Source organism: Mesobacillus sp. AQ2, assembly GCF_030122805.1.
In the GTDB taxonomy this organism is placed as follows: Bacteria; Bacillota; Bacilli; order Bacillales; family Cytobacillaceae; genus Mesobacillus; species Mesobacillus oceanisediminis_A.
Map to the genome: position 1 here is coordinate 3,111,893 of NZ_CP126080.1, position 16,994 is coordinate 3,128,886.

Genomic DNA, 16,994 nt, shown 5'->3' on the forward strand with positions numbered 1-16,994 from the left:
CATTGTTGCGACTTTCTCATCCTCATGGCTTCATTGCACAATTAGGAGGTTTCTTTTATGCGGGCAATTAATGCCCAGGCAAATAGTTTCATTTTTAATCTCAACAGAATTACATCCGGCCCTGTTCTATTCTGGATAAATAGAGTGACCTTAAATGAAAACAGGCTGACCTTCCTTGCCGAGCGATGAGAAAAGGGCAGCCAGAATCTATTGGATTATTTACGGCCTATATGCACAGCAGCAACTCCGCCGCTGTATGGTTTGTATTCGACGTTTACGAAACCGGCTTCCGTGAACATCTTGGCCAGCTCTTTCATTCCTGGGAAATCCTTAGCAGATTCCTGCAGCCATGAATATTCATCGTAACTTTTCGCAAACAATTTTCCGAACATTGGCATGATAAACCTGAAGTATAATCGGTATGCTTGTTTAAATCCCGGCATGGTAGGCTGGGAAGTTTCCAGGCATACTGCCATACCGCCAGGCTTAAGAACTCTGTGCATTTCCCGCAGTACCTGATTGTAATCAGGGACATTCCTCAATCCGAACCCAATCGTGACATAGTCAAAGCTATTGTCATCGAATGGGAGCTCCATGGCGTTCCCATGGATCAGGTTTGCCTGGTCCATGTGGCGCGATTGTATTTTTTCTTCACCTATTTTCAGCATGTTTTTGCTGAAATCAAGACCTGTCACTTTGCCATCCTTGCCAACAGCTTCCGCAAGGGCAATCGTCCAGTCAGCCGTACCACAGCACACATCAAGGGCAGCAGCCCCTTTTTGGACATTCATCTTCTTCATTGTGTCATTGCGCCATTTAATATGTTGCTGAAAGCTGATGACAGAGTTCATTTGATCGTAATTTTCATAGATTTTTTCAAAGACTCCATGAACACGTTCTTCTTTCGATTGCTGCATTGCATTACCCTTCTTCCGCGAATTTTTTAGACATGGTCTGATACTGCCCGGCGGTCAGGTCTAACCGTTCCAGCAGCAAGCTGTTCATCCCAGAAAGCTTTTTCGAAGCTGTTTTTATCTTTGTCATTGAAAATTCCATGTATCTTGTACAGATCGACAAAAGGTATTTTTGCTGCTCAGCAGAAAGTTCAGCAGCCTTTTGATCCATTTTTGGGAGTGCGATCTTCTTCAGCGCATTGAATAGCAGAGAATGCCCTGTATTCATGTAAATTGCTTCTTCAGAAAGCAGCCTTTTGACGAAAAGCCAGTTAGAAGCGAATTCATACCATTCTGCCGCATGATAATGGTCAGCAACCTTGCCCAGGAGAGAAGATTCGATCAGTTTTAAGCTTTCCATCAATTGATCGATTGCTACAGGATCTTTCTGATACAAGGATATTTTATGCTCATTCACTTCTTTTACACCAGATGCCAATTGTTTGATCATATCAGTATCTTCAAGGTCCGCAAGCAGCTTGTAATACAGACCGCTGTAATATATCCCGGCAAGAACCGTCAATTGGCGCTGCTTATGGCTTTCATCCCCTTCACCTGGCAGGGAGTTGCGAACATGCTCATGGGTATCAAGGGCGATTTGCAGGAGCATGGTGGTCAGGGTGTAACTGGTTGCTCTCTCCTGGTTGCCTTCTTGCTGTTCAAGCAATGAAGTAAGCAGCAAGAGTCGATCATCATCAATAAAAGGAGATTCTACATGCTTCTGCAAGTAAGGATGTGAAAGTTTTTCTATAAGAAGCTCCCTGATGCCGTCTAATTTGTTTTGTAAATCTAGCAAATGAATCACCCTTGTTCCCCTTATTTATTGGATTGCCGGCAGCGGGCATAACTTGGTTTTAGTCAAGAATAGATACTTGTCATTCAGGCCTGGAGAGCCCATTTTTAAAAATAGAAAATTTTAAGACAGGCATAAAAAAAACGCCTGATCAATCTATACCGAACATTCCAAAGCAGTGACAATTATATCACAAAAGATAAAAACATGGGCGTGATAATATAAATTAAACACTATTTGCTACAAATTGAGCATGATTTTGTAACAAAATAGTTGTTTTTTGAACCGCTTTACTTTTTCTCGCTCTCTATTTCGCCAAAAGGTGTGACAATCTTGGCGTGACCTCTGATTTTAATAGCTGAAGTGTGTTCTGTGAACTGGGCGATCATGACTTCACCCTGATCGAGCTTTTCTGAATGGTGGAAACGAGTGTCTGTCCCTCTTGTAAGCCCAATCACATTCACGCCATCCTCAATCGCTTTGATTATGACATAATCGGTGTTTAAGGTTTGTTTCTTATCCATTATTATCCCCCTTCCCCAAAAAGAATATGACGAGACTTGCATTTCAAAATCAAGTATCAAATTTCAGTTCATATAAAACAAAAGGCTAAAAGAGTTTCTTTCAGCCTTCGAAATCTTTTCATGAGTTCTTGCCATCATCGATACGGAGATAGATTATGATTAAGACTAATATATCAGTCTTTGATTAAAGAGAGAATTTCAGCACGAGCATTTACATCCTCAGCCAGTGTACCTCTCACAGCAGAGGTAACTGTTTTAGAGCCAGGTTTTTTGACTCCTCTCATCGTCATGCACATATGTTCAGCTTCAACCACAACCATGACACCATGCGGATCAAGCTTTTCCATAATCGCATTCGCAATTGTCGACGTGATTCTCTCCTGCAGCTGCGGCCGTTTAGCTACCGCTTCAACTGCCCTTGCAAGCTTGCTGAGACCGGTAACTTTTCCGCCTCTTGGAATATATGCGACATGAGCCTTGCCGAAGAAAGGAACAAGATGGTGCTCACACATAGAATAGAATGGGATATCCTTGACCAGGACTAACTCCTCATGGTCTTCACCAAAAATGGTTTCGAAATATTCTTTTGGATCCTGGTTAAGGCCTGAAAAAACTTCCTCATACATCCTCGCAACCCGCTTTGGAGTATCGAGCAACCCTTCCCTGTTAGGATCTTCACCGACTGCTTCTAATATTAAACGTACCGCTTCTTCGATTTGGGCACGATTGACGTTTGACATCTGCGTTTCCTCCTATGGTCCATCAATCTCATTATAATCTTGTATAGTCTTCCAACTATTTGATTATAATATTTTCATCTTAGCATAACCAAATCAAAGCAGGCAAAGCTAAATGTTTCACCCCATAGAAAAAGGCCGCGAACGGGTCGCGGCCTTGGGGTTTAGCATACGCTCAGTGCGCCGTATGTAATTATTTCACTGCATCCTTAAGCGCTTTGCCTGGTTTGAAAGCAGGCACCTTGCTTGCAGAGATTTCGATTTCATCACCAGTTTGTGGGTTGCGTCCTTTACGGGCAGCGCGCTCACGAACTTCGAAGTTACCAAAACCGATTAACTGTACTTTGTCCCCATCTTTTAATGCATTTAAGATTGAATCAAAAACAGCGTCAACTGCTTTTGTTGCGTCTTTCTTTGAAAGCTCACCAGCTTCTGCAACTGCATTGATAAGTTCTGTTTTGTTCATGCCATTCACCTCCTCCCAAAGAGATCCCATTGCTCAGAAATTAAGCATCTTACTACATTTCTAAACAAAACATATGAATTCTATACGTTGCTGGAAGATTTTATTTATCATTTGTTGATAAATTCATCCAAAATCGCTTGAACCCCTATTACATAAGGGTTTTTAAGCAACAACGCTAATTCTGTTAAAAGATTATCATAATGTTTTCCTCTTATCAAGATAATTTCAAGAAATAATGGGAATCTTTTCTTCTTTGAAACATATTTGTAATAAGTTAACCCTCTTTCCTTACCCTTGTCAGAGGGGTTTAAACATAAAATAATATATTTATCCCTTACTTGCCAGTTTTTTTGCTTGTTCCAGGAAATTTTTATTATATTAGAAGATTAATTTACCTTACCTGAAAAATCGCCTGATTTCTTTAAAAAACAAGAATCTGTTAAACAGGCTTTTGATTTTCGTTCCAGGCGCTTCGCTTTCCGTTGGAAGAATATGAAAATTACCAACTGCCGTCTTTTTCATGAGCAATTCTTCCTTGGGGCTGGCGCTTAGCCTTCCTCGCCGATTCGTTCCTGCGGGGTGCAAATGATTCCTCACGTGAATCATTTCACCTAGGTCTCGCCTGACCAGCTGCGCCCGCAGGACATTGATTTAACTACCTTGAACCTGCCCACACACGAAGGAAATTCGTTAGCATTTTCGAGGAATCTACGCGCCTTACACTACATCACCAGGGTTTAAAAATCAACATTTAGCTTCCCAGAGCAAAAAACAAAAAGACTCCCAAAAAGGAGTCAAATTAAAGTATGATTGCGATCAGTCCACCAGAACCTTCATTGATGATTCTTTCCAGTGTCTCTTTTAATTTATATCGGGCATTTTCCGGCATCAAGCTTAATTTAGCCGAAATGCCTTCTCTCACAATCGAGCTCAGGCTTCTGCCAAAGATGTCGGAGTTCCAGATCGACAGCGGATCATCCTCGAAATCCTGCATCAAGTAGCGGACAAGCTCTTCGCTTTGCTTCTCAGTGCCAATGATTGGCGAGAATTCGGACTCTACATCCACTTTAATCATATGGATGGAAGGAGCTACAGCCCTTAATCTGACTCCGAAACGAGAACCCTGGCGGATGATTTCCGGCTCTTCCAGGCTCATGTCCGTCAGTGAAGGAGATGCGATCCCGTATCCTGTCTGCTTAACCATTTTAAGTGCATCTGAAATTTGGTCGAACTCCGCTTTTGCGTATGCAAATTCCTGCATCAGCTCCAGCAAGTGGTCCTTGCCGCGAATCTCCACGCCAACGATTTCTTTGAGGATTTCATCATAAAGATCATCAGGTGCATAAAGATCGATTTCAGCTACACCCTGGCCCATTTCAATACCTGCCAGGCCGGCTCGGTCAATGTATTCAAAATCACTGAATTGATGGACAACCCTGTCAACATCACGAAGTCTTTTAATATCCTTCACTGTCTCTTTGACAGCTTCCTGGTAGCTCTCACGCAGCCAGTGATTCTCCCGGAGAACCATCACCCAGCTTGGCAGGTTGACGTTTACTTCCAGTACCGGGAATTCGTATAAAGCTTCCCTCATGACGCTTAAAACATCTGATTCACGCATGCTTTCCACGCTCATAGCCAGCACTGGGATATCGTATTTATCTGCCAATTGTGCACGCAACGTTTCTGTATTCGGATGATACGGCTGCGCACTGTTCACCACCATGATGAATGGTTTGCCGACTTCCTTCAGTTCTTCGATTACTCTTTCTTCTGCTTCAATGTAATCTTGCCTTGGGATCTCCCCAATTGTCCCATCCGTCGTAATGACGACGCCAAGTGTTGAATGCTCCTGAATAACCTTCCTGGTTCCAATTTCAGCTGCTTCATGGAAAGGGATCGGCTCTTCATACCAAGGTGTATTGATCATCCTTGGCCCATTCTCATCTTCATATCCCTTTGCTCCAGGAACTGTATAGCCGACACAATCTACCAGCCTGATATTCACATCCAGCCCTTCATCCACATGCACGGATGCTGCCTGGTTAGGCACGAATTTAGGTTCGGTCGTCATAATCGTTTTACCTGCTGCACTTTGCGGCAGCTCATCAAGCGCTCTGGCTCTGTCAGCCTCATTATTGATATTAGGTAAAACCACCAGCTCCATAAATTTTTTGATAAACGTGGATTTTCCAGTGCGGACCGCACCTACAACCCCCAGGTAAATATCGCCGCCAGTCCTCTCGGCGATATCCTTAAAAATATCTACCTTTTCCAAGTGATCCCCTCCCGATCATAGAGTTAGTGGGAATAAATTCATCCAAATTTGTAATCTGGGACAGTATATATCTATGATGTTGTCCTATATCGATATGACAATTTTTTATTTTTTTACCTCCTTAATTTTGATTTAACAAAGGAGTTTTGGTCTATTTGCTGATTATTTTATCTCCGAAATCCAAAACAACCTTATAAAAAGATTCCTCGATTCTCATTTATGAGGACAGTCGATATCTTTTTTAAGACAAAAAAACCCTGCTTCTACAATATATTTTGCAGAAACAGGGTTATGACTATTTTGCTAAAAAGACTGGTTCATTGGTCTCTTTATCAATGGTATAAGGTAAAGAATATGCCGGCACGAACATGGAATTCTCCACAAGGATGCCCCGGATATCCTCTCCTTCCTTGAGTTCTTTCCCGGAGGATTTCATAGCCTGAAAAAGGTCACTTCGGTAATCCACATAGATTTCGCCCTCTGTCGAAATGACAAAATGCAAGTTTTGGTTTGTAAAGGGGCTGACTGCAACAGGCTCCTCTTGATAACCAATCTTTTTGAAGTCGATGGTATACACATTTTCAGCAATTTGGTCCTTGAATGGAGGATAGCCATTGGCTTTGATCCGCATTTTGATTTCCCGGATCGTATCTGCCATTCTTAAGTCAAGCAGTTTCACTGTCGGATTTGTTTCTGCATCGACCAGGACATATTGAAAAAGTCCGCCGCTTTCGAATGCATTCCCCGGCGGCTCAGCAATAAATTTAGGGACGACCTTCTTAAACTCGATCGGGTACTTTTGATAAATCGGTGTTTTTGCATCTCTAGTCTTGATTGGCAGCAAACCGCCATTGGCTTCCTTATACTGATCGACTGCAGACTGGACACTGTCAAGCTGGTCCTTATAGGGCACCTGGTTCTGCATTAATTTTTCTTCTGGAAACATACAGCCAGTCAAAGTAAACAGCACAATGATGACCGGCAGGAAAAATCGGCTCTTATTCATTGATCCCAATCCTTAATTCTATGTATTTTATTCGCTCGTCGGGCCGCTGAAAACAACAAAAAAGATTATCAGGCCTGCCAGGACCATTAACATATATGCAATGACAGCCGTGGCAATCTTGAAAAATCCTTTTAACTTATAACGGCTAAGATAAATGGCAACAAGGGACAAAATCATACTGCCCATGCCTACAAAAGAAATATACATTTTTAATAATGCGGGTGACAACTGAACCCCTCCCTTTTTCGAACAGTATTATATCATAATCTGCAATCACTGTTGCAAATTTGTCTTCAGGCTTCTGATTAAGCAAAAAAAAAGCTGAAGTAAAGAAGGGGCGGTCAACTTTACTCCAGCTAAATGACTAAATACCCTATCACCCAGTTCAAACCACCAGTTTGCTTCGTTGCATCTTATGCAAACATCGTTAGAATCGCATCCTCGAATGCCTATATTGAACGCATTATTGCAAAAAAATTTTTCGCTTAATTTCTTCCTCCGAGGATATCTGCCAAATCTTCCATCTCATGAGTCTTCTCACGGGACATCAGCCCATCAACAGCATCCTTTGGATTGACGTTGTTAAATAAAACGTTATGAAGGGCATTGGTAATTGGCATTTTGACTTCAAATTTTTGTGCAAGCTGATAAGCTGCCTTGGTGGTTCGCACACCTTCAACAACCATCCCCATATTCTCGAGGACCTCCTCAAGGTTCTGCCCCTTGCCAAGCAAATTGCCTGCACGCCAGTTACGGGAATGGACGCTTGTACAAGTAACAATTAAATCGCCAATCCCCGTCAATCCGGAAAAAGTCAAAGGGCTGGCGCCCATTTTGACTCCAAGACGTGCTATTTCGGCAAGTCCCCTCGTGATCAAGGCAGCCTTTGCGTTATCGCCATACCCAAGTCCATCAGATATGCCGGCAGCAAGCGCGATGATATTTTTCAGCGCTCCGCCAATCTCCACACCTATTAAATCCGGGTTTGTATATACCCTGAAATGATTATTGATGAACAAATCCTGGACTTTTTCCGCCTCATCCATATTTTTCGAAGAGACTGTCACAGTCGTAGGGTGGCGCAAGCTTACTTCTTCCGCATGGCTTGGTCCGGAGAGGACGACAACACTTTCCAGAAGGTCAGCTGGCATTTCCTCTTCAATCATTTCAGAAATGCGCAGCAGGGAATCAGGTTCTATTCCCTTGCTGACATGGACAATGACCAAAGATTCTGTGGTTATCTCTGTCATTTTCCTGATTACTTCGCGGATGGCTTTTGTAGGCACTGCCATAATCACCGTTTTGATCCCGTGCAATGCCTCCTCAAGTGAAGAGTATCCCTTGATAGTTTCAGGCAGCGTAATTTCAGGAAGATATTTCTTGTTGATATGATTTTGATTGATTTCATCAATTTGCGCTGGATTATGGCCCCATAAACGGACTTCATGTCCATTATCGGCTAGAACCATCGCTAAAGCTGTTCCCCAGCTGCCAGCACCCAGGACAGCAACTTTCTCTCTCTTCCTTTCCATTTAAACCACAACCTTTATCTTATTTTCTTTGTCTCGCAAAAATCTTGATCGGTGTGCCTGTAAAATCAAAGGCATCCCGGATCCTGTTTTCAAGGAAACGCTCATAAGAAAAATGCATTAATTCTGGCTCATTGACAAAGACAACAAAAGTAGGCGGTTTTACCGACACCTGTGTTGCGTAATAAATCTTAAGTCTCTTTCCTTTGTCCGTAGGAGTTGGATTCATCGCTACAGCATCCATGATGACCTCGTTGAGAATGTTTGTCTGCACCCTCATTGCATGATTCTCACTAGCCAAATCGATCATCGGCATCAATGTGTGGATTCGCTTCTTCGTTTTTGCCGACAGGAAGACAATTGGGGCGTAGCTCAGGAATTGGAAGTGTGCACGGATTTTCTCCTCGAATTCCTTCATTGTTTTTTCATCTTTTTCAATCGCATCCCATTTGTTTACGACGATGATGACCGCACGGCCAGCTTCCTCTGCATAGCCGGCGATATGCTTATCCTGCTCAATGATGCCTTCTTCGGCATTAATAACGACAAGAACGACATCGGAGCGTTCAATCGCCCTTAAGGCCCTTAGAACACTATACTTTTCAGTCGTTTCGTACACTTTCCCCTTTTTGCGCATTCCAGCTGTATCGATTATGACATATTTTTGCCCATCATACGTTACCTGGGAGTCAATAGCATCTCTAGTTGTCCCCGCAATATCACTGACTATGACGCGGTCTTCCCCAAGAATTGCGTTCACCAGTGAAGACTTCCCTACATTTGGCCTTCCGATTAAAGAAAACTTGATTGCATCTTTATCATACTGGTCTTCCTTGGCCTTTGGAAAATGTTTTGCAGCCTCATCCAGCAAATCACCGAGACCTAGACCGTGTGAGCCGGAAATCGGGAAAGGTTCGCCAAATCCCAGGGCATAAAAGTCGTATATCATGTCTCTCATTTCCGGATTGTCAATTTTGTTGACTGCGAGGACAACAGGCTTGTTCGAGCGATAGAGAATCTTTGCCACTTCTTCATCCGCAGAAGTCACTCCTTCTCTGCCGTTGACAAGGAAGATGATGACATCCGCCTCATCAATCGCAATTTCTGCCTGCTGGCGGATCTGATCCAAAAATGGCTCGTCCCCCAAATCAATCCCGCCAGTATCAATAATGTTAAAATCATGTGTCAGCCATTCAGCTGAACTGTATATACGATCCCTCGTTACTCCAGGAATATCTTCAACGATCGAAATACGTTCACCAACGATTCGATTAAAAATCGTAGACTTGCCGACATTCGGACGCCCAACGATAGCTACCACTGGTTTCGTCATGAACATCACCCTTTCAAAATTCTATTTGCAGGTCACAGACCAGGCCATAACAATGTCAAACTTACATATCAATAGTTTTCAATTATTAATTAAATACCATCATGGAGGACGGCATTTATAAAATAAACCCTTCTTTAGTATACAGAAGGGTCTGGCTTAATCAGTTTATCAAAAGATGCCGTAAACAGGCAATGAAAACATTTCTTGTCAATGTTTCACGATAATATACAGATCCTCGGTCAAAGAATGGGCGATACCATCAAGGATAGCTTCCAAGTTTGCCGCAACCTGATCCATTTCTTCCTTTGAATCACAATGGAATACAGCGGTACCGGAAGGCGCCTTTTTTGGATTGGTGGTAATGGCGGCCAGGACGAATTTTTCAAGCATCATTGAGAACCACTCCCTTCTCGGTCTTTTTTCTCAGAAGGCATCCTGATTGCGTTCTCCAATGTCGGCACATCACCGATCACCGTTATGGCATGCTCGATATCCCGTTCCTGCGGCAGAACGAATACCCCAACTCTTCCATCATCGAGGTCCCTCTTTGCCAGTGGTACTAGTGCAGGTGTTCCAGAATCACGATATACCCCGAGTGCTGTGGATAAATCGTGAAGAACAGCCTGCCTCTGGCCAAGATTAGCGATTGTGGACCGTGCATTCATGTTTTTCGGTTTTAAGATAAATCCCATTCCGTAGCGAAGCACTTCTTTTTGTCGTTCTGGAAGACCAATGTTCATGATGTAAATATTATCCACATACAATCCTGCACCATCAAATCTTGGTTCTACATATTCGATCTCGACGATATCTTTCAGTTTGCCGCCCGCCATTAACTTCTTTGAAATCAGGACTGCCAAAACCGCGGCAATGAGCCCTGCCCAAATATTAAAGATCAGATAGGCAAGTGTGCTGACAAGCGAAGTGAAAATTACAAGATAATTGCGGCTTTCAAATGCTATCGCAATGCCCTCGATATACGTTTTCCCGCGAGAGACAAGTTCATAGCTGTCAAGTTCCGTAAGCGTATTTCTCTCCATATTCCTAACTTCCCTGAATTGCGATGCGGCAAGGGTCAAGAAAGTCACCGCCGTAAATTCCTCTTCCATGATCGCAGGCCCTGCAACCGTTCCAAGTGCTGCGGCAATGAAACCGAGAGCTATGTGAATGATTTTCCCATGCAAATATGTAGGGTATTGGCGATAATCAGTCCGGAGCATCAGGAGCCTCGACATTGTTCCAATAGCAATTCCAAAAACAATTGGTATCGTGTATTCATTCATGAAGTCTTCTGTTCCTCCCCTTCTGCTTCACTTAATGTAGTTTTGGACATGATTGAGATGAGTGATTCGACAGCAGACCAGGCGATAAGCATTCCACTGGAAATGAACAATATGTCCAGAAAGGTCATCGAAGCGACTTCATATGGGAAATTAAATCGCCATAAAACAGCGGAATATAAAATGTCACCCTGCAAAAAACCTGTCACCAATGCCAGCATTCGATCCTGTCCACCTTTATGCAGCAAGATTGCCAAATAAAAACCTGCCGCGCCAAGCATCAATTTCCGGTCAAACAATACCCAGACAGGATCAAACAATTCGAACATCAGAAAACTTGTGTAGGCAAGCATAATGATGAAGGAAGTTAAAAATAAGTACAGGAATGAACCAGTTTTCTTCCGTTTTGTTTCCATAAAAATGAAAATGGCGATCGGAAAAGCGGACAAGTGAAACTTAAAAAACAGGAAATCAACTTTATAAGGTGAAGCTATAATGACAGCTAACAGACAAATGGCCCATTTCAGCCTGTTAGGATGATTCTTACCCATGATGAATGTAACCCAAATCCACGCTATCCAGGCCAGCCAGTAAAAGTAAAGACCTTCCATTCAACCCCTCCTATCATTTCCATTATGGTAATTTGTTATGTATTTTAATCTTTTTTGAATAAGATTTTTTGCCTGTTCCATGTTAAGAAAAGCAGTATTTTTAATACTGCAGGGAAAACGGGCAGAATCGAAGAAACCAAAGGGATGAAAGTCCTTTAAACTGGCCGCACCCTGCTATGGTTTGTAGTATGGATTCCATGACAAGGAGGTGCTTAGATGGGCCGAGATAGACAGGAAAAGAAACTGAAAAAAAGCGGACGAGTAGAATCTGACCGCGACCAGGCACTGCACTATCCTGGAGCGACAAAATTGCAAAGTCCCGAGGAAGCTCGATCTATGAATGACGGAAAGTATAGCTAAGACTTTTGGAATTTCAAATTTGGATGCAAGGCAACCAAAAAAGGCCCTCTGCCAATTGGCAGAGGGCCTTCCCTAGTAAAAATTTCTTCTTTGAGCATATGATCTTGTGTCGATTCCTCTTTGGACAAGCCAGTGATGTGTTTTTCCTGAGATAACAATAGGGACCTGATGAAGTTCATCGATTGTATGTACACCAAGGGCCGTCATGATGAAGGCAATCTCTTCTTTTATCATTGAAATTTCTTTGATCAATCCCTCTGTTCCATGCTCCATCAAAATTTTCAGAAGGGATCCTGCCATTGCAGCTGCGGCTGCACCTGAGGCAAGCCCTTTAACGATATCGAGGCTTGTCTGGATTCCTCCTGAAGCAATGACGGATAGGTCCTGAACAGCGGACTTCGCTTCAATGATGGATGCTGCAGTCGGGATTCCCCAATCCTCAAAAAATGTGAGCAGCCGGTCCCTTCGCTTATTTTCGATTTCCGCAAAATTGGTACCGCCAAAACCGCCTACATCAATATAACGAATCCCATGAGCAAAAAGTTTGGCTGCAGTCTCTGCGCTTATGCCAAACCCGACCTCTTTGACAATCACAGGGACGCCGATATTCTGTTCAATTTCAGCAATTCTATCCAATGCACCGATGAATTTTCTGTCTCCCTCGGGCATTGTCAATTCCTGTACAACATTTAAATGTATTTGCAGACCATTGGCCTTGATCATTTCGACCGCGGCTCTTGCCTGCTCGACCGTTGCTTCACTGCCCAGATTGGCAAGCAGGATGCCGTCAGGGTGCATTTCCCTGACAATCTCATAAGTCCTCCGCTCTTCCGGATTTCTTAAGGCTGACATTTGCGACCCTACAGCGATAGCCGACCCTGTCTCTCTTGCAGCTATAGCTAATTCACGGTTGATCCTGAAGGTCCGTTCCCCGCCGCCACCTGTCATTGCATTTATAAAAATTGGCGAACTTAAAGAAAGTTCGCCAATTTGTGTCTGCAATTTTACTGAATCAAGATCAGTTCCAGGCAAGCTTTGGTTTACAAACTTAATATCATCAAAACCGGTTAGCAGCTTCTGGCCCGTTTCGAGGGCATATTGAATATGGTCCCATTTCCTTTTTGATCTCGACAAATCTATCACCATTACTGTTTAAGATTCTTTAGCTTGTCTCCAATCATATCACCAAGGCTGAAACCTTTTGTTTCTTCAGGAAGTTCGTAGTCAAAAACTTCATTGCTTTCTCTTTCCTCGAACTCCTTCATGCTGAGTGATAATCGTTGGTCTTCCTTGTTTACATCGAGGACTTTTACCTTTACAGTCTGCCCTTCCTGGAGAACTTCATGCGGTGTCCCGATGTGTTTATGCGAAATTTGTGAAATATGCACCAGACCTTCTACTCCAGGGAATACTTCGACAAACGCTCCATAAGAAACCAAACGCTTGACCGTACCTTCCAGTGTGCTGCCCTTTGGTGCCTTATCATCGATATCAGCCCATGGTCCAGGCAGTGTTTCTTTAATTGATAGAGAAATACGCTCATTGTCACGGTCCACGCTCAAGACTTTAACCTGGACCTGCTGCCCTTCCTGGACAACATCGGATGGTTTTTCTACATGCTCGTGGGATAGCTGTGAAATATGAACAAGTCCATCAACTCCGCCAATATCAACGAAGGCACCGAAGTCAGTAATCCTTTGGACTGTACCTTCGATAACCTGTCCTGATTGGATGGAAGCGAGCAGGTCCTGCTTTTTCTTCCCTTGCTCTTCCTCAACGACAGCGCGATGAGAAAGGATCAGACGGTTTTTCTCCTTCTCGAGTTCCACGATTTTAAAGCTTAGCGTTTTTCCTTTATAGTCAGAGAAATCTTCGACAAAATGGGATTCCACCAGGGATGCCGGCACAAAACCGCGGACACCCAGATCGACAACCAAGCCGCCTTTAACGACATCTTTAACTTCAGCATCGAAAACTTCTCCGCTTTCGAACTTGCCTTTAAGCTCTTCCCATGCTTTCTCGGCGTCAACTTTTCTTTTCGAAAGGATTAAAGCTTCCTCTTCAACCTTCTGTACTTCCAGTTCCAGTTCATCCCCTACCGAAACTGCATCTTCAGCTTTTTCAACATGAAGGCTTGAAAGCTCACTGATCGGAATGATTCCATCGAGCTTGCTTCCTTCGATATCTACCAATACCTGCTTTTCTTCCACTTTTGTTACCTGGCCCTTGACACGGTCGCCAGCCTCAAAATTCTTTACTTCTACTTGATTCATATCTTCTGACATATGTACTCCTCCTTAATCCATGACTGCTGCAAATATATGCATTATGGCGAAAACGCCATTTAAAAACACCTTAAATTAGCCACTAAGTGAAAATTCTAAAAATATCTCTTCTTAATAACTTCTTACAAACAGACATTTTTGTCAAGCAAGAAACCTTACTTGTACTCGTTGATCAGTTTCTGGATTTCTCCCATAATCAAATCAGTGGTCTGTTCGGCATTTAATTTTTTTTCCTTAATGGATTCCATATCAATTGGCTTACCATATACCACCTTCAATTTCTTGAATGCTTTGTATGGACCGATGACCGCGCACGGCACAACATGTGCATCGGATCGGAGAGCAAAGAAGCCTGCACCTGCTAGACCTTTGCCCATTTCACCTGTCTTGCTTCTTGTTCCCTCTGGAAACAAACCTAAAACCTTTCCATCCTTTAAAATTCCAAGACCCTTCCTTAACGCTTCCCTGTCGCTCATACCCCTCTTGACCGGAAAAGCATTCAAGTGCGGAACAATTTTCCCAAGTACGGGAACGGAGAATAATTCCTCTTTTGCCATGAAATAGACTGGACGGGGTGCGGTAATGCCAACAACCGGGGGATCAAGATTGTCGATGTGATTGGCACATAGCAGTACACCGCCATCGGCAGGTACATTCTCCCTGCCGATTACCTCAATACGATAAACTGGTTTTAATACAGCATTCACTAAAGACCTAACAAAGGAATAAACCGTCACTTTCATCCGATCCTTTCAAGCGCCAAACTCATTATTTTTTCCACTACATCAGCAATCGTGAGCGAAGTGGTATCTATTTCGACTGCATCGCCTGCCTTTTTCAAAGGAGCTACTTCCCGCTCGGAATCAATCTTGTCCCGTGCGGCGATTTCTTCTTTTAGCTTTTCAAGATCGGATGGGAAGCCTTTCTGGATGTTTTCGTCATGTCGGCGCTGTGCCCTTTCCTCAACACTTGCAAGCAAAAAGACCTTTACTTCCGCATTTGGCAGTACATGTGTGCCAATATCCCTTCCATCCATAACTACTCCGCCATCTCGGGCAAAGGCCTGCTGACGCTTGACCATTTCCTTCCTGACCAATTCATGGACGGCTACATAAGAAACCTGGTTGGTGACCTCTGAGCTTCTTATGTCATTAGTGACCTCGATTCCATCCAATAACACCTTCTGGCCCATTTCTCCTGGCTGAAGTTCAATCAACGTATTATTTAAGATATCAATCAACTGGGCTTCATGATCAAGCCGGGCTTCTTTTTGCAGAGCTTTGTATGTAAGAGCCCTGTACATTGCACCTGTATCAATATATACATATGTCAGTTTTTCAGCCACAATTTTAGCTACCGTGCTTTTACCTGCTGCAGCAGGGCCATCAATGGCAATTGAAATTCGTTTATTCATATTTCCTCCTGGTACTCCTTGTTGTTCATTTATATTCTCTTATATTTTAACACAAAAATCTGTTCATCCTCGTCCATCATGACTTTTTTTAAGTCACTTTAGAAAACTTACCCGTTTCGTTTTCTGTGCATTAAAATAAGCAGGCTTTCCACCTGCTTATTCTTTGCTTCGGATTGAATTCAGGACTTCTGAATGATTATTGTCAGTAACTCCCTCGTACTGGGTAATCTGTTTCAGTTCTGGAAAAGCATCGAGTTTATGGAAAAATATCTGGGCTATGATGAGAAAGATAAATTGAATGATCGCGATTTTGATTAAGATTCTTTCAAATGTTTTCATATCTTTTTGCTCCCGTATTAAAACTTTTATTCTATTATTGGAGCAAACTGAAACATTTATTCCAATTTAAATCGGGAGTCCTTTTTTCTTCATTTCAAGCTGTCGTTCGAAACAGAATCTTAGCAGAACCTGCCTATCGGTGCCAGAAGTATCAAAAAACTGGACAGAAGCCTTGTTCTTATGGCCTTGACCCTCAATGATCCTCACAATCCTTCCGCGGAACTTCCGGTATTCATACTCACCATTTTGCATCGGCAGGACAAACCAGCACGCAAGCTCCATACCCTGTTTCAAGCTGCTATTCTTATCGATTAGCAGCGCTGATCCTCCAGCGCTGATATCATCAGTGACAGTTGTAAAAGGAGCGAATTCTCCTTTGTCAGAATGGACAGCCACATCGATGGAAGTTTCCACCCGTACATATTGCCGTCTCTGGACCTTGATTAAATGGTCCTTGCCTGGATAGGAAAGAATCACCATTGGGATGTTGAGCTTGATCCTTCCTTTTACTTCTGTATGAAAGGTGTAGCTCGAACCCGATTCAGTGACAAAATTAGCTTTCAATGGCGTTCCTTCAAGCAGGAAAACTGTTCTATTTGTTTTCATATTCACAGGATAATCAATATACAGGTCATTTCCTTTTTTTTCTACAAGTTTACATTTATATTGTTCAAAGCTATCGGAATACTTATGCTCAAGGATTATGTTGTCACCGATTTTTATCATTGCTAATCCACTTCCCCACATTCTGTCTAGGCTGTTGTTCATTATGTCTATATCATTTTTATTATGACATGCTGCATCGAGTTGGTGCAATAGTCCTTTATTGGATTAATTTGACAAGATCAACTTTTTAAAAAAAGCTGTTGATTTTCATTCCAGTCGCTTCGCTATCCGCTGGAAGAATATGAAAAAGACCAAATGCCGTCTTTTTACATAAGCAATTCTTCCTTGGGGCTGGCGCTGAGTCCTCGCCGCTTTGCTCCTGCGGGGTGCAAATGATTCCTCACGTGAATCATTTCACCTAGGTCTCACCTGACCAGCTGCGCCCGCAGGTTATTGATTAGCTTCCTCGAACCTGCCCAC

The 16,994-nt window shown here is 43.0% G+C and carries 21 protein-coding genes; 2 read left to right on the forward strand and 19 right to left on the reverse strand.

The window, feature by feature from the left end; genetic code table 11:
- Nucleotides 1-57: 57 nt before the first annotated feature.
- Nucleotides 58-189 carry a hypothetical protein gene (locus tag QNH36_RS15670; RefSeq protein WP_260983581.1) on the forward strand — a complete coding sequence of 44 codons (132 nt, stop codon included), beginning with the start codon at nucleotides 58-60 and terminating at the stop codon, nucleotides 187-189.
- 26 nt (nucleotides 190-215) lie between these two features.
- Here QNH36_RS15670 and QNH36_RS15675 read toward each other — a convergent pair whose 3' ends face one another.
- The 13 genes from QNH36_RS15675 to QNH36_RS15735 all read right to left on the reverse strand — a co-directional run bounded on the left by QNH36_RS15675 (nucleotide 216) and on the right by QNH36_RS15735 (nucleotide 11,510).
- Nucleotides 216-917 carry a demethylmenaquinone methyltransferase gene (locus QNH36_RS15675; protein WP_144476778.1) on the reverse strand — a complete coding sequence of 234 codons (702 nt, stop codon included), beginning with the start codon at nucleotides 915-917 and terminating at the stop codon, nucleotides 216-218.
- A 4-nt stretch (nucleotides 918-921) separates the two neighbouring features.
- Entirely contained in the window at nucleotides 922-1,758 is an 837-nt protein-coding gene (locus tag QNH36_RS15680; protein WP_144476775.1) for a heptaprenyl diphosphate synthase component 1, read from the reverse strand.
- Between the two features lie 278 nt (nucleotides 1,759-2,036).
- On the reverse strand, nucleotides 2,037-2,270 hold the full coding sequence (gene mtrB, locus QNH36_RS15685) for a trp RNA-binding attenuation protein MtrB (RefSeq protein WP_144476772.1): 234 nt from the start codon (nucleotides 2,268-2,270) through the stop codon (nucleotides 2,037-2,039).
- A gap of 173 nt (nucleotides 2,271-2,443) precedes the next feature.
- Complete coding sequence (gene folE / locus QNH36_RS15690) at nucleotides 2,444-3,010, reverse strand: GTP cyclohydrolase I FolE (protein WP_144476769.1); 567 nt, start codon at nucleotides 3,008-3,010, stop codon at nucleotides 2,444-2,446.
- A gap of 190 nt (nucleotides 3,011-3,200) precedes the next feature.
- Nucleotides 3,201-3,473, reverse strand: a complete 273-nt coding sequence (locus QNH36_RS15695; protein ID WP_079509561.1) for an HU family DNA-binding protein — start codon at nucleotides 3,471-3,473, stop codon at nucleotides 3,201-3,203.
- A gap of 799 nt (nucleotides 3,474-4,272) precedes the next feature.
- Nucleotides 4,273-5,751: a stage IV sporulation protein A gene (gene spoIVA, locus QNH36_RS15700; protein WP_144476766.1), complete on the reverse strand. Its 1,479-nt coding sequence runs from the start codon at nucleotides 5,749-5,751 to the stop codon at nucleotides 4,273-4,275.
- Nucleotides 5,752-6,046: 295 nt separating this feature from the next.
- The gene (locus QNH36_RS15705; protein ID WP_144476763.1) at nucleotides 6,047-6,757 is read right to left on the reverse strand and encodes a YphF family lipoprotein; all 711 of its coding nucleotides are present in this window, start codon (nucleotides 6,755-6,757) and stop codon (nucleotides 6,047-6,049) included.
- Nucleotides 6,758-6,784: 27 nt separating this feature from the next.
- Nucleotides 6,785-6,985, reverse strand: coding sequence for a DUF2768 domain-containing protein (locus tag QNH36_RS15710; protein ID WP_144476760.1), 201 nt, complete (start codon nucleotides 6,983-6,985; stop codon nucleotides 6,785-6,787).
- A 257-nt stretch (nucleotides 6,986-7,242) separates the two neighbouring features.
- Complete coding sequence (locus tag QNH36_RS15715) at nucleotides 7,243-8,289, reverse strand: NAD(P)H-dependent glycerol-3-phosphate dehydrogenase (protein WP_283903778.1); 1,047 nt, start codon at nucleotides 8,287-8,289, stop codon at nucleotides 7,243-7,245.
- 19 nt (nucleotides 8,290-8,308) lie between these two features.
- The gene (gene der, locus QNH36_RS15720; protein ID WP_144476754.1) at nucleotides 8,309-9,619 is read right to left on the reverse strand and encodes a ribosome biogenesis GTPase Der; all 1,311 of its coding nucleotides are present in this window, start codon (nucleotides 9,617-9,619) and stop codon (nucleotides 8,309-8,311) included.
- Nucleotides 9,620-9,826: 207 nt separating this feature from the next.
- Nucleotides 9,827-10,012: a capping complex subunit for YIEGIA gene (locus QNH36_RS15725; RefSeq protein WP_144476751.1), complete on the reverse strand. Its 186-nt coding sequence runs from the start codon at nucleotides 10,010-10,012 to the stop codon at nucleotides 9,827-9,829.
- On the reverse strand, nucleotides 10,009-10,902 hold the full coding sequence (locus tag QNH36_RS15730; protein ID WP_144476748.1) for a YIEGIA family protein: 894 nt from the start codon (nucleotides 10,900-10,902) through the stop codon (nucleotides 10,009-10,011). Before QNH36_RS15730 ends, QNH36_RS15725 begins: the two co-directional genes overlap by 4 nt.
- Entirely contained in the window at nucleotides 10,899-11,510 is a 612-nt protein-coding gene (locus QNH36_RS15735; RefSeq protein ID WP_144476745.1) for a YphA family membrane protein, read from the reverse strand. The genes QNH36_RS15730 and QNH36_RS15735 overlap by 4 nt, the downstream gene beginning before the upstream one ends.
- A 216-nt stretch (nucleotides 11,511-11,726) precedes the next feature.
- Between QNH36_RS15735 and QNH36_RS15740 the strand changes: the two genes are divergently transcribed.
- Nucleotides 11,727-11,870 (forward strand): YpzI family protein, encoded by a 144-nt coding sequence (locus tag QNH36_RS15740; RefSeq protein ID WP_144476742.1) that lies wholly within the window; start codon nucleotides 11,727-11,729, stop codon nucleotides 11,868-11,870.
- Between the two features lie 72 nt (nucleotides 11,871-11,942).
- Here QNH36_RS15740 and fni read toward each other — a convergent pair whose 3' ends face one another.
- The 6 genes from fni to QNH36_RS15770 all read right to left on the reverse strand — a co-directional run bounded on the left by fni (nucleotide 11,943) and on the right by QNH36_RS15770 (nucleotide 16,634).
- Nucleotides 11,943-13,004, reverse strand: a complete 1,062-nt coding sequence (gene fni / locus QNH36_RS15745; RefSeq protein ID WP_144476739.1) for a type 2 isopentenyl-diphosphate Delta-isomerase — start codon at nucleotides 13,002-13,004, stop codon at nucleotides 11,943-11,945.
- 11 nt (nucleotides 13,005-13,015) lie between these two features.
- Complete coding sequence (rpsA, locus tag QNH36_RS15750) at nucleotides 13,016-14,155, reverse strand: 30S ribosomal protein S1 (RefSeq protein ID WP_283903779.1); 1,140 nt, start codon at nucleotides 14,153-14,155, stop codon at nucleotides 13,016-13,018.
- Between the two features lie 155 nt (nucleotides 14,156-14,310).
- A complete protein-coding gene (locus QNH36_RS15755; protein ID WP_144476951.1) occupies nucleotides 14,311-14,892 on the reverse strand; it encodes a lysophospholipid acyltransferase family protein in 582 nt (193 codons plus the stop codon).
- A 2-nt stretch (nucleotides 14,893-14,894) separates the two neighbouring features.
- Nucleotides 14,895-15,569: a (d)CMP kinase gene (gene cmk / locus QNH36_RS15760; RefSeq protein WP_283903780.1), complete on the reverse strand. Its 675-nt coding sequence runs from the start codon at nucleotides 15,567-15,569 to the stop codon at nucleotides 14,895-14,897.
- Between the two features lie 156 nt (nucleotides 15,570-15,725).
- A complete protein-coding gene (locus QNH36_RS15765) occupies nucleotides 15,726-15,908 on the reverse strand; it encodes a YpfB family protein (protein WP_144476731.1) in 183 nt (60 codons plus the stop codon).
- 66 nt (nucleotides 15,909-15,974) lie between these two features.
- The gene (locus QNH36_RS15770) at nucleotides 15,975-16,634 is read right to left on the reverse strand and encodes a flagellar brake protein (protein ID WP_283903781.1); all 660 of its coding nucleotides are present in this window, start codon (nucleotides 16,632-16,634) and stop codon (nucleotides 15,975-15,977) included.
- Between the last annotated feature and the right edge of the window lie 360 nt (nucleotides 16,635-16,994).

What these genes read in the sequence shown, in the direction of transcription:
- QNH36_RS15715 (WP_283903778.1), bottom strand. Translation starts at nt 8,289, where the DNA reads ATGGAAAGGAAGAGAGAGAAAGTTGCTGTCCTGGGTGCTGGCAGCTGG.
- mtrB (WP_144476772.1), bottom strand. Translation starts at nt 2,270, where the DNA reads ATGGATAAGAAACAAACCTTAAACACCGATTATGTCATAATCAAAGCG.
- QNH36_RS15770 (WP_283903781.1), bottom strand. Translation starts at nt 16,634, where the DNA reads ATGATAAAAATCGGTGACAACATAATCCTTGAGCATAAGTATTCCGAT.
- QNH36_RS15740 (WP_144476742.1), top strand. Translation starts at nt 11,727, where the DNA reads ATGGGCCGAGATAGACAGGAAAAGAAACTGAAAAAAAGCGGACGAGTA.
- QNH36_RS15695 (WP_079509561.1), bottom strand. Translation starts at nt 3,473, where the DNA reads ATGAACAAAACAGAACTTATCAATGCAGTTGCAGAAGCTGGTGAGCTT.
- QNH36_RS15675 (WP_144476778.1), bottom strand. Translation starts at nt 917, where the DNA reads ATGCAGCAATCGAAAGAAGAACGTGTTCATGGAGTCTTTGAAAAAATC.
- QNH36_RS15735 (WP_144476745.1), bottom strand. Translation starts at nt 11,510, where the DNA reads ATGGAAGGTCTTTACTTTTACTGGCTGGCCTGGATAGCGTGGATTTGG.
- QNH36_RS15705 (WP_144476763.1), bottom strand. Translation starts at nt 6,757, where the DNA reads ATGAATAAGAGCCGATTTTTCCTGCCGGTCATCATTGTGCTGTTTACT.
- QNH36_RS15670 (WP_260983581.1), top strand. Translation starts at nt 58, where the DNA reads ATGCGGGCAATTAATGCCCAGGCAAATAGTTTCATTTTTAATCTCAAC.
- der (WP_144476754.1), bottom strand. Translation starts at nt 9,619, where the DNA reads ATGACGAAACCAGTGGTAGCTATCGTTGGGCGTCCGAATGTCGGCAAG.
- cmk (WP_283903780.1), bottom strand. Translation starts at nt 15,569, where the DNA reads ATGAATAAACGAATTTCAATTGCCATTGATGGCCCTGCTGCAGCAGGT.
- QNH36_RS15730 (WP_144476748.1), bottom strand. Translation starts at nt 10,902, where the DNA reads ATGAATGAATACACGATACCAATTGTTTTTGGAATTGCTATTGGAACA.
- rpsA (WP_283903779.1), bottom strand. Translation starts at nt 14,155, where the DNA reads ATGTCAGAAGATATGAATCAAGTAGAAGTAAAGAATTTTGAGGCTGGC.
- QNH36_RS15765 (WP_144476731.1), bottom strand. Translation starts at nt 15,908, where the DNA reads ATGAAAACATTTGAAAGAATCTTAATCAAAATCGCGATCATTCAATTT.
- QNH36_RS15725 (WP_144476751.1), bottom strand. Translation starts at nt 10,012, where the DNA reads ATGATGCTTGAAAAATTCGTCCTGGCCGCCATTACCACCAATCCAAAA.
- folE (WP_144476769.1), bottom strand. Translation starts at nt 3,010, where the DNA reads ATGTCAAACGTCAATCGTGCCCAAATCGAAGAAGCGGTACGTTTAATA.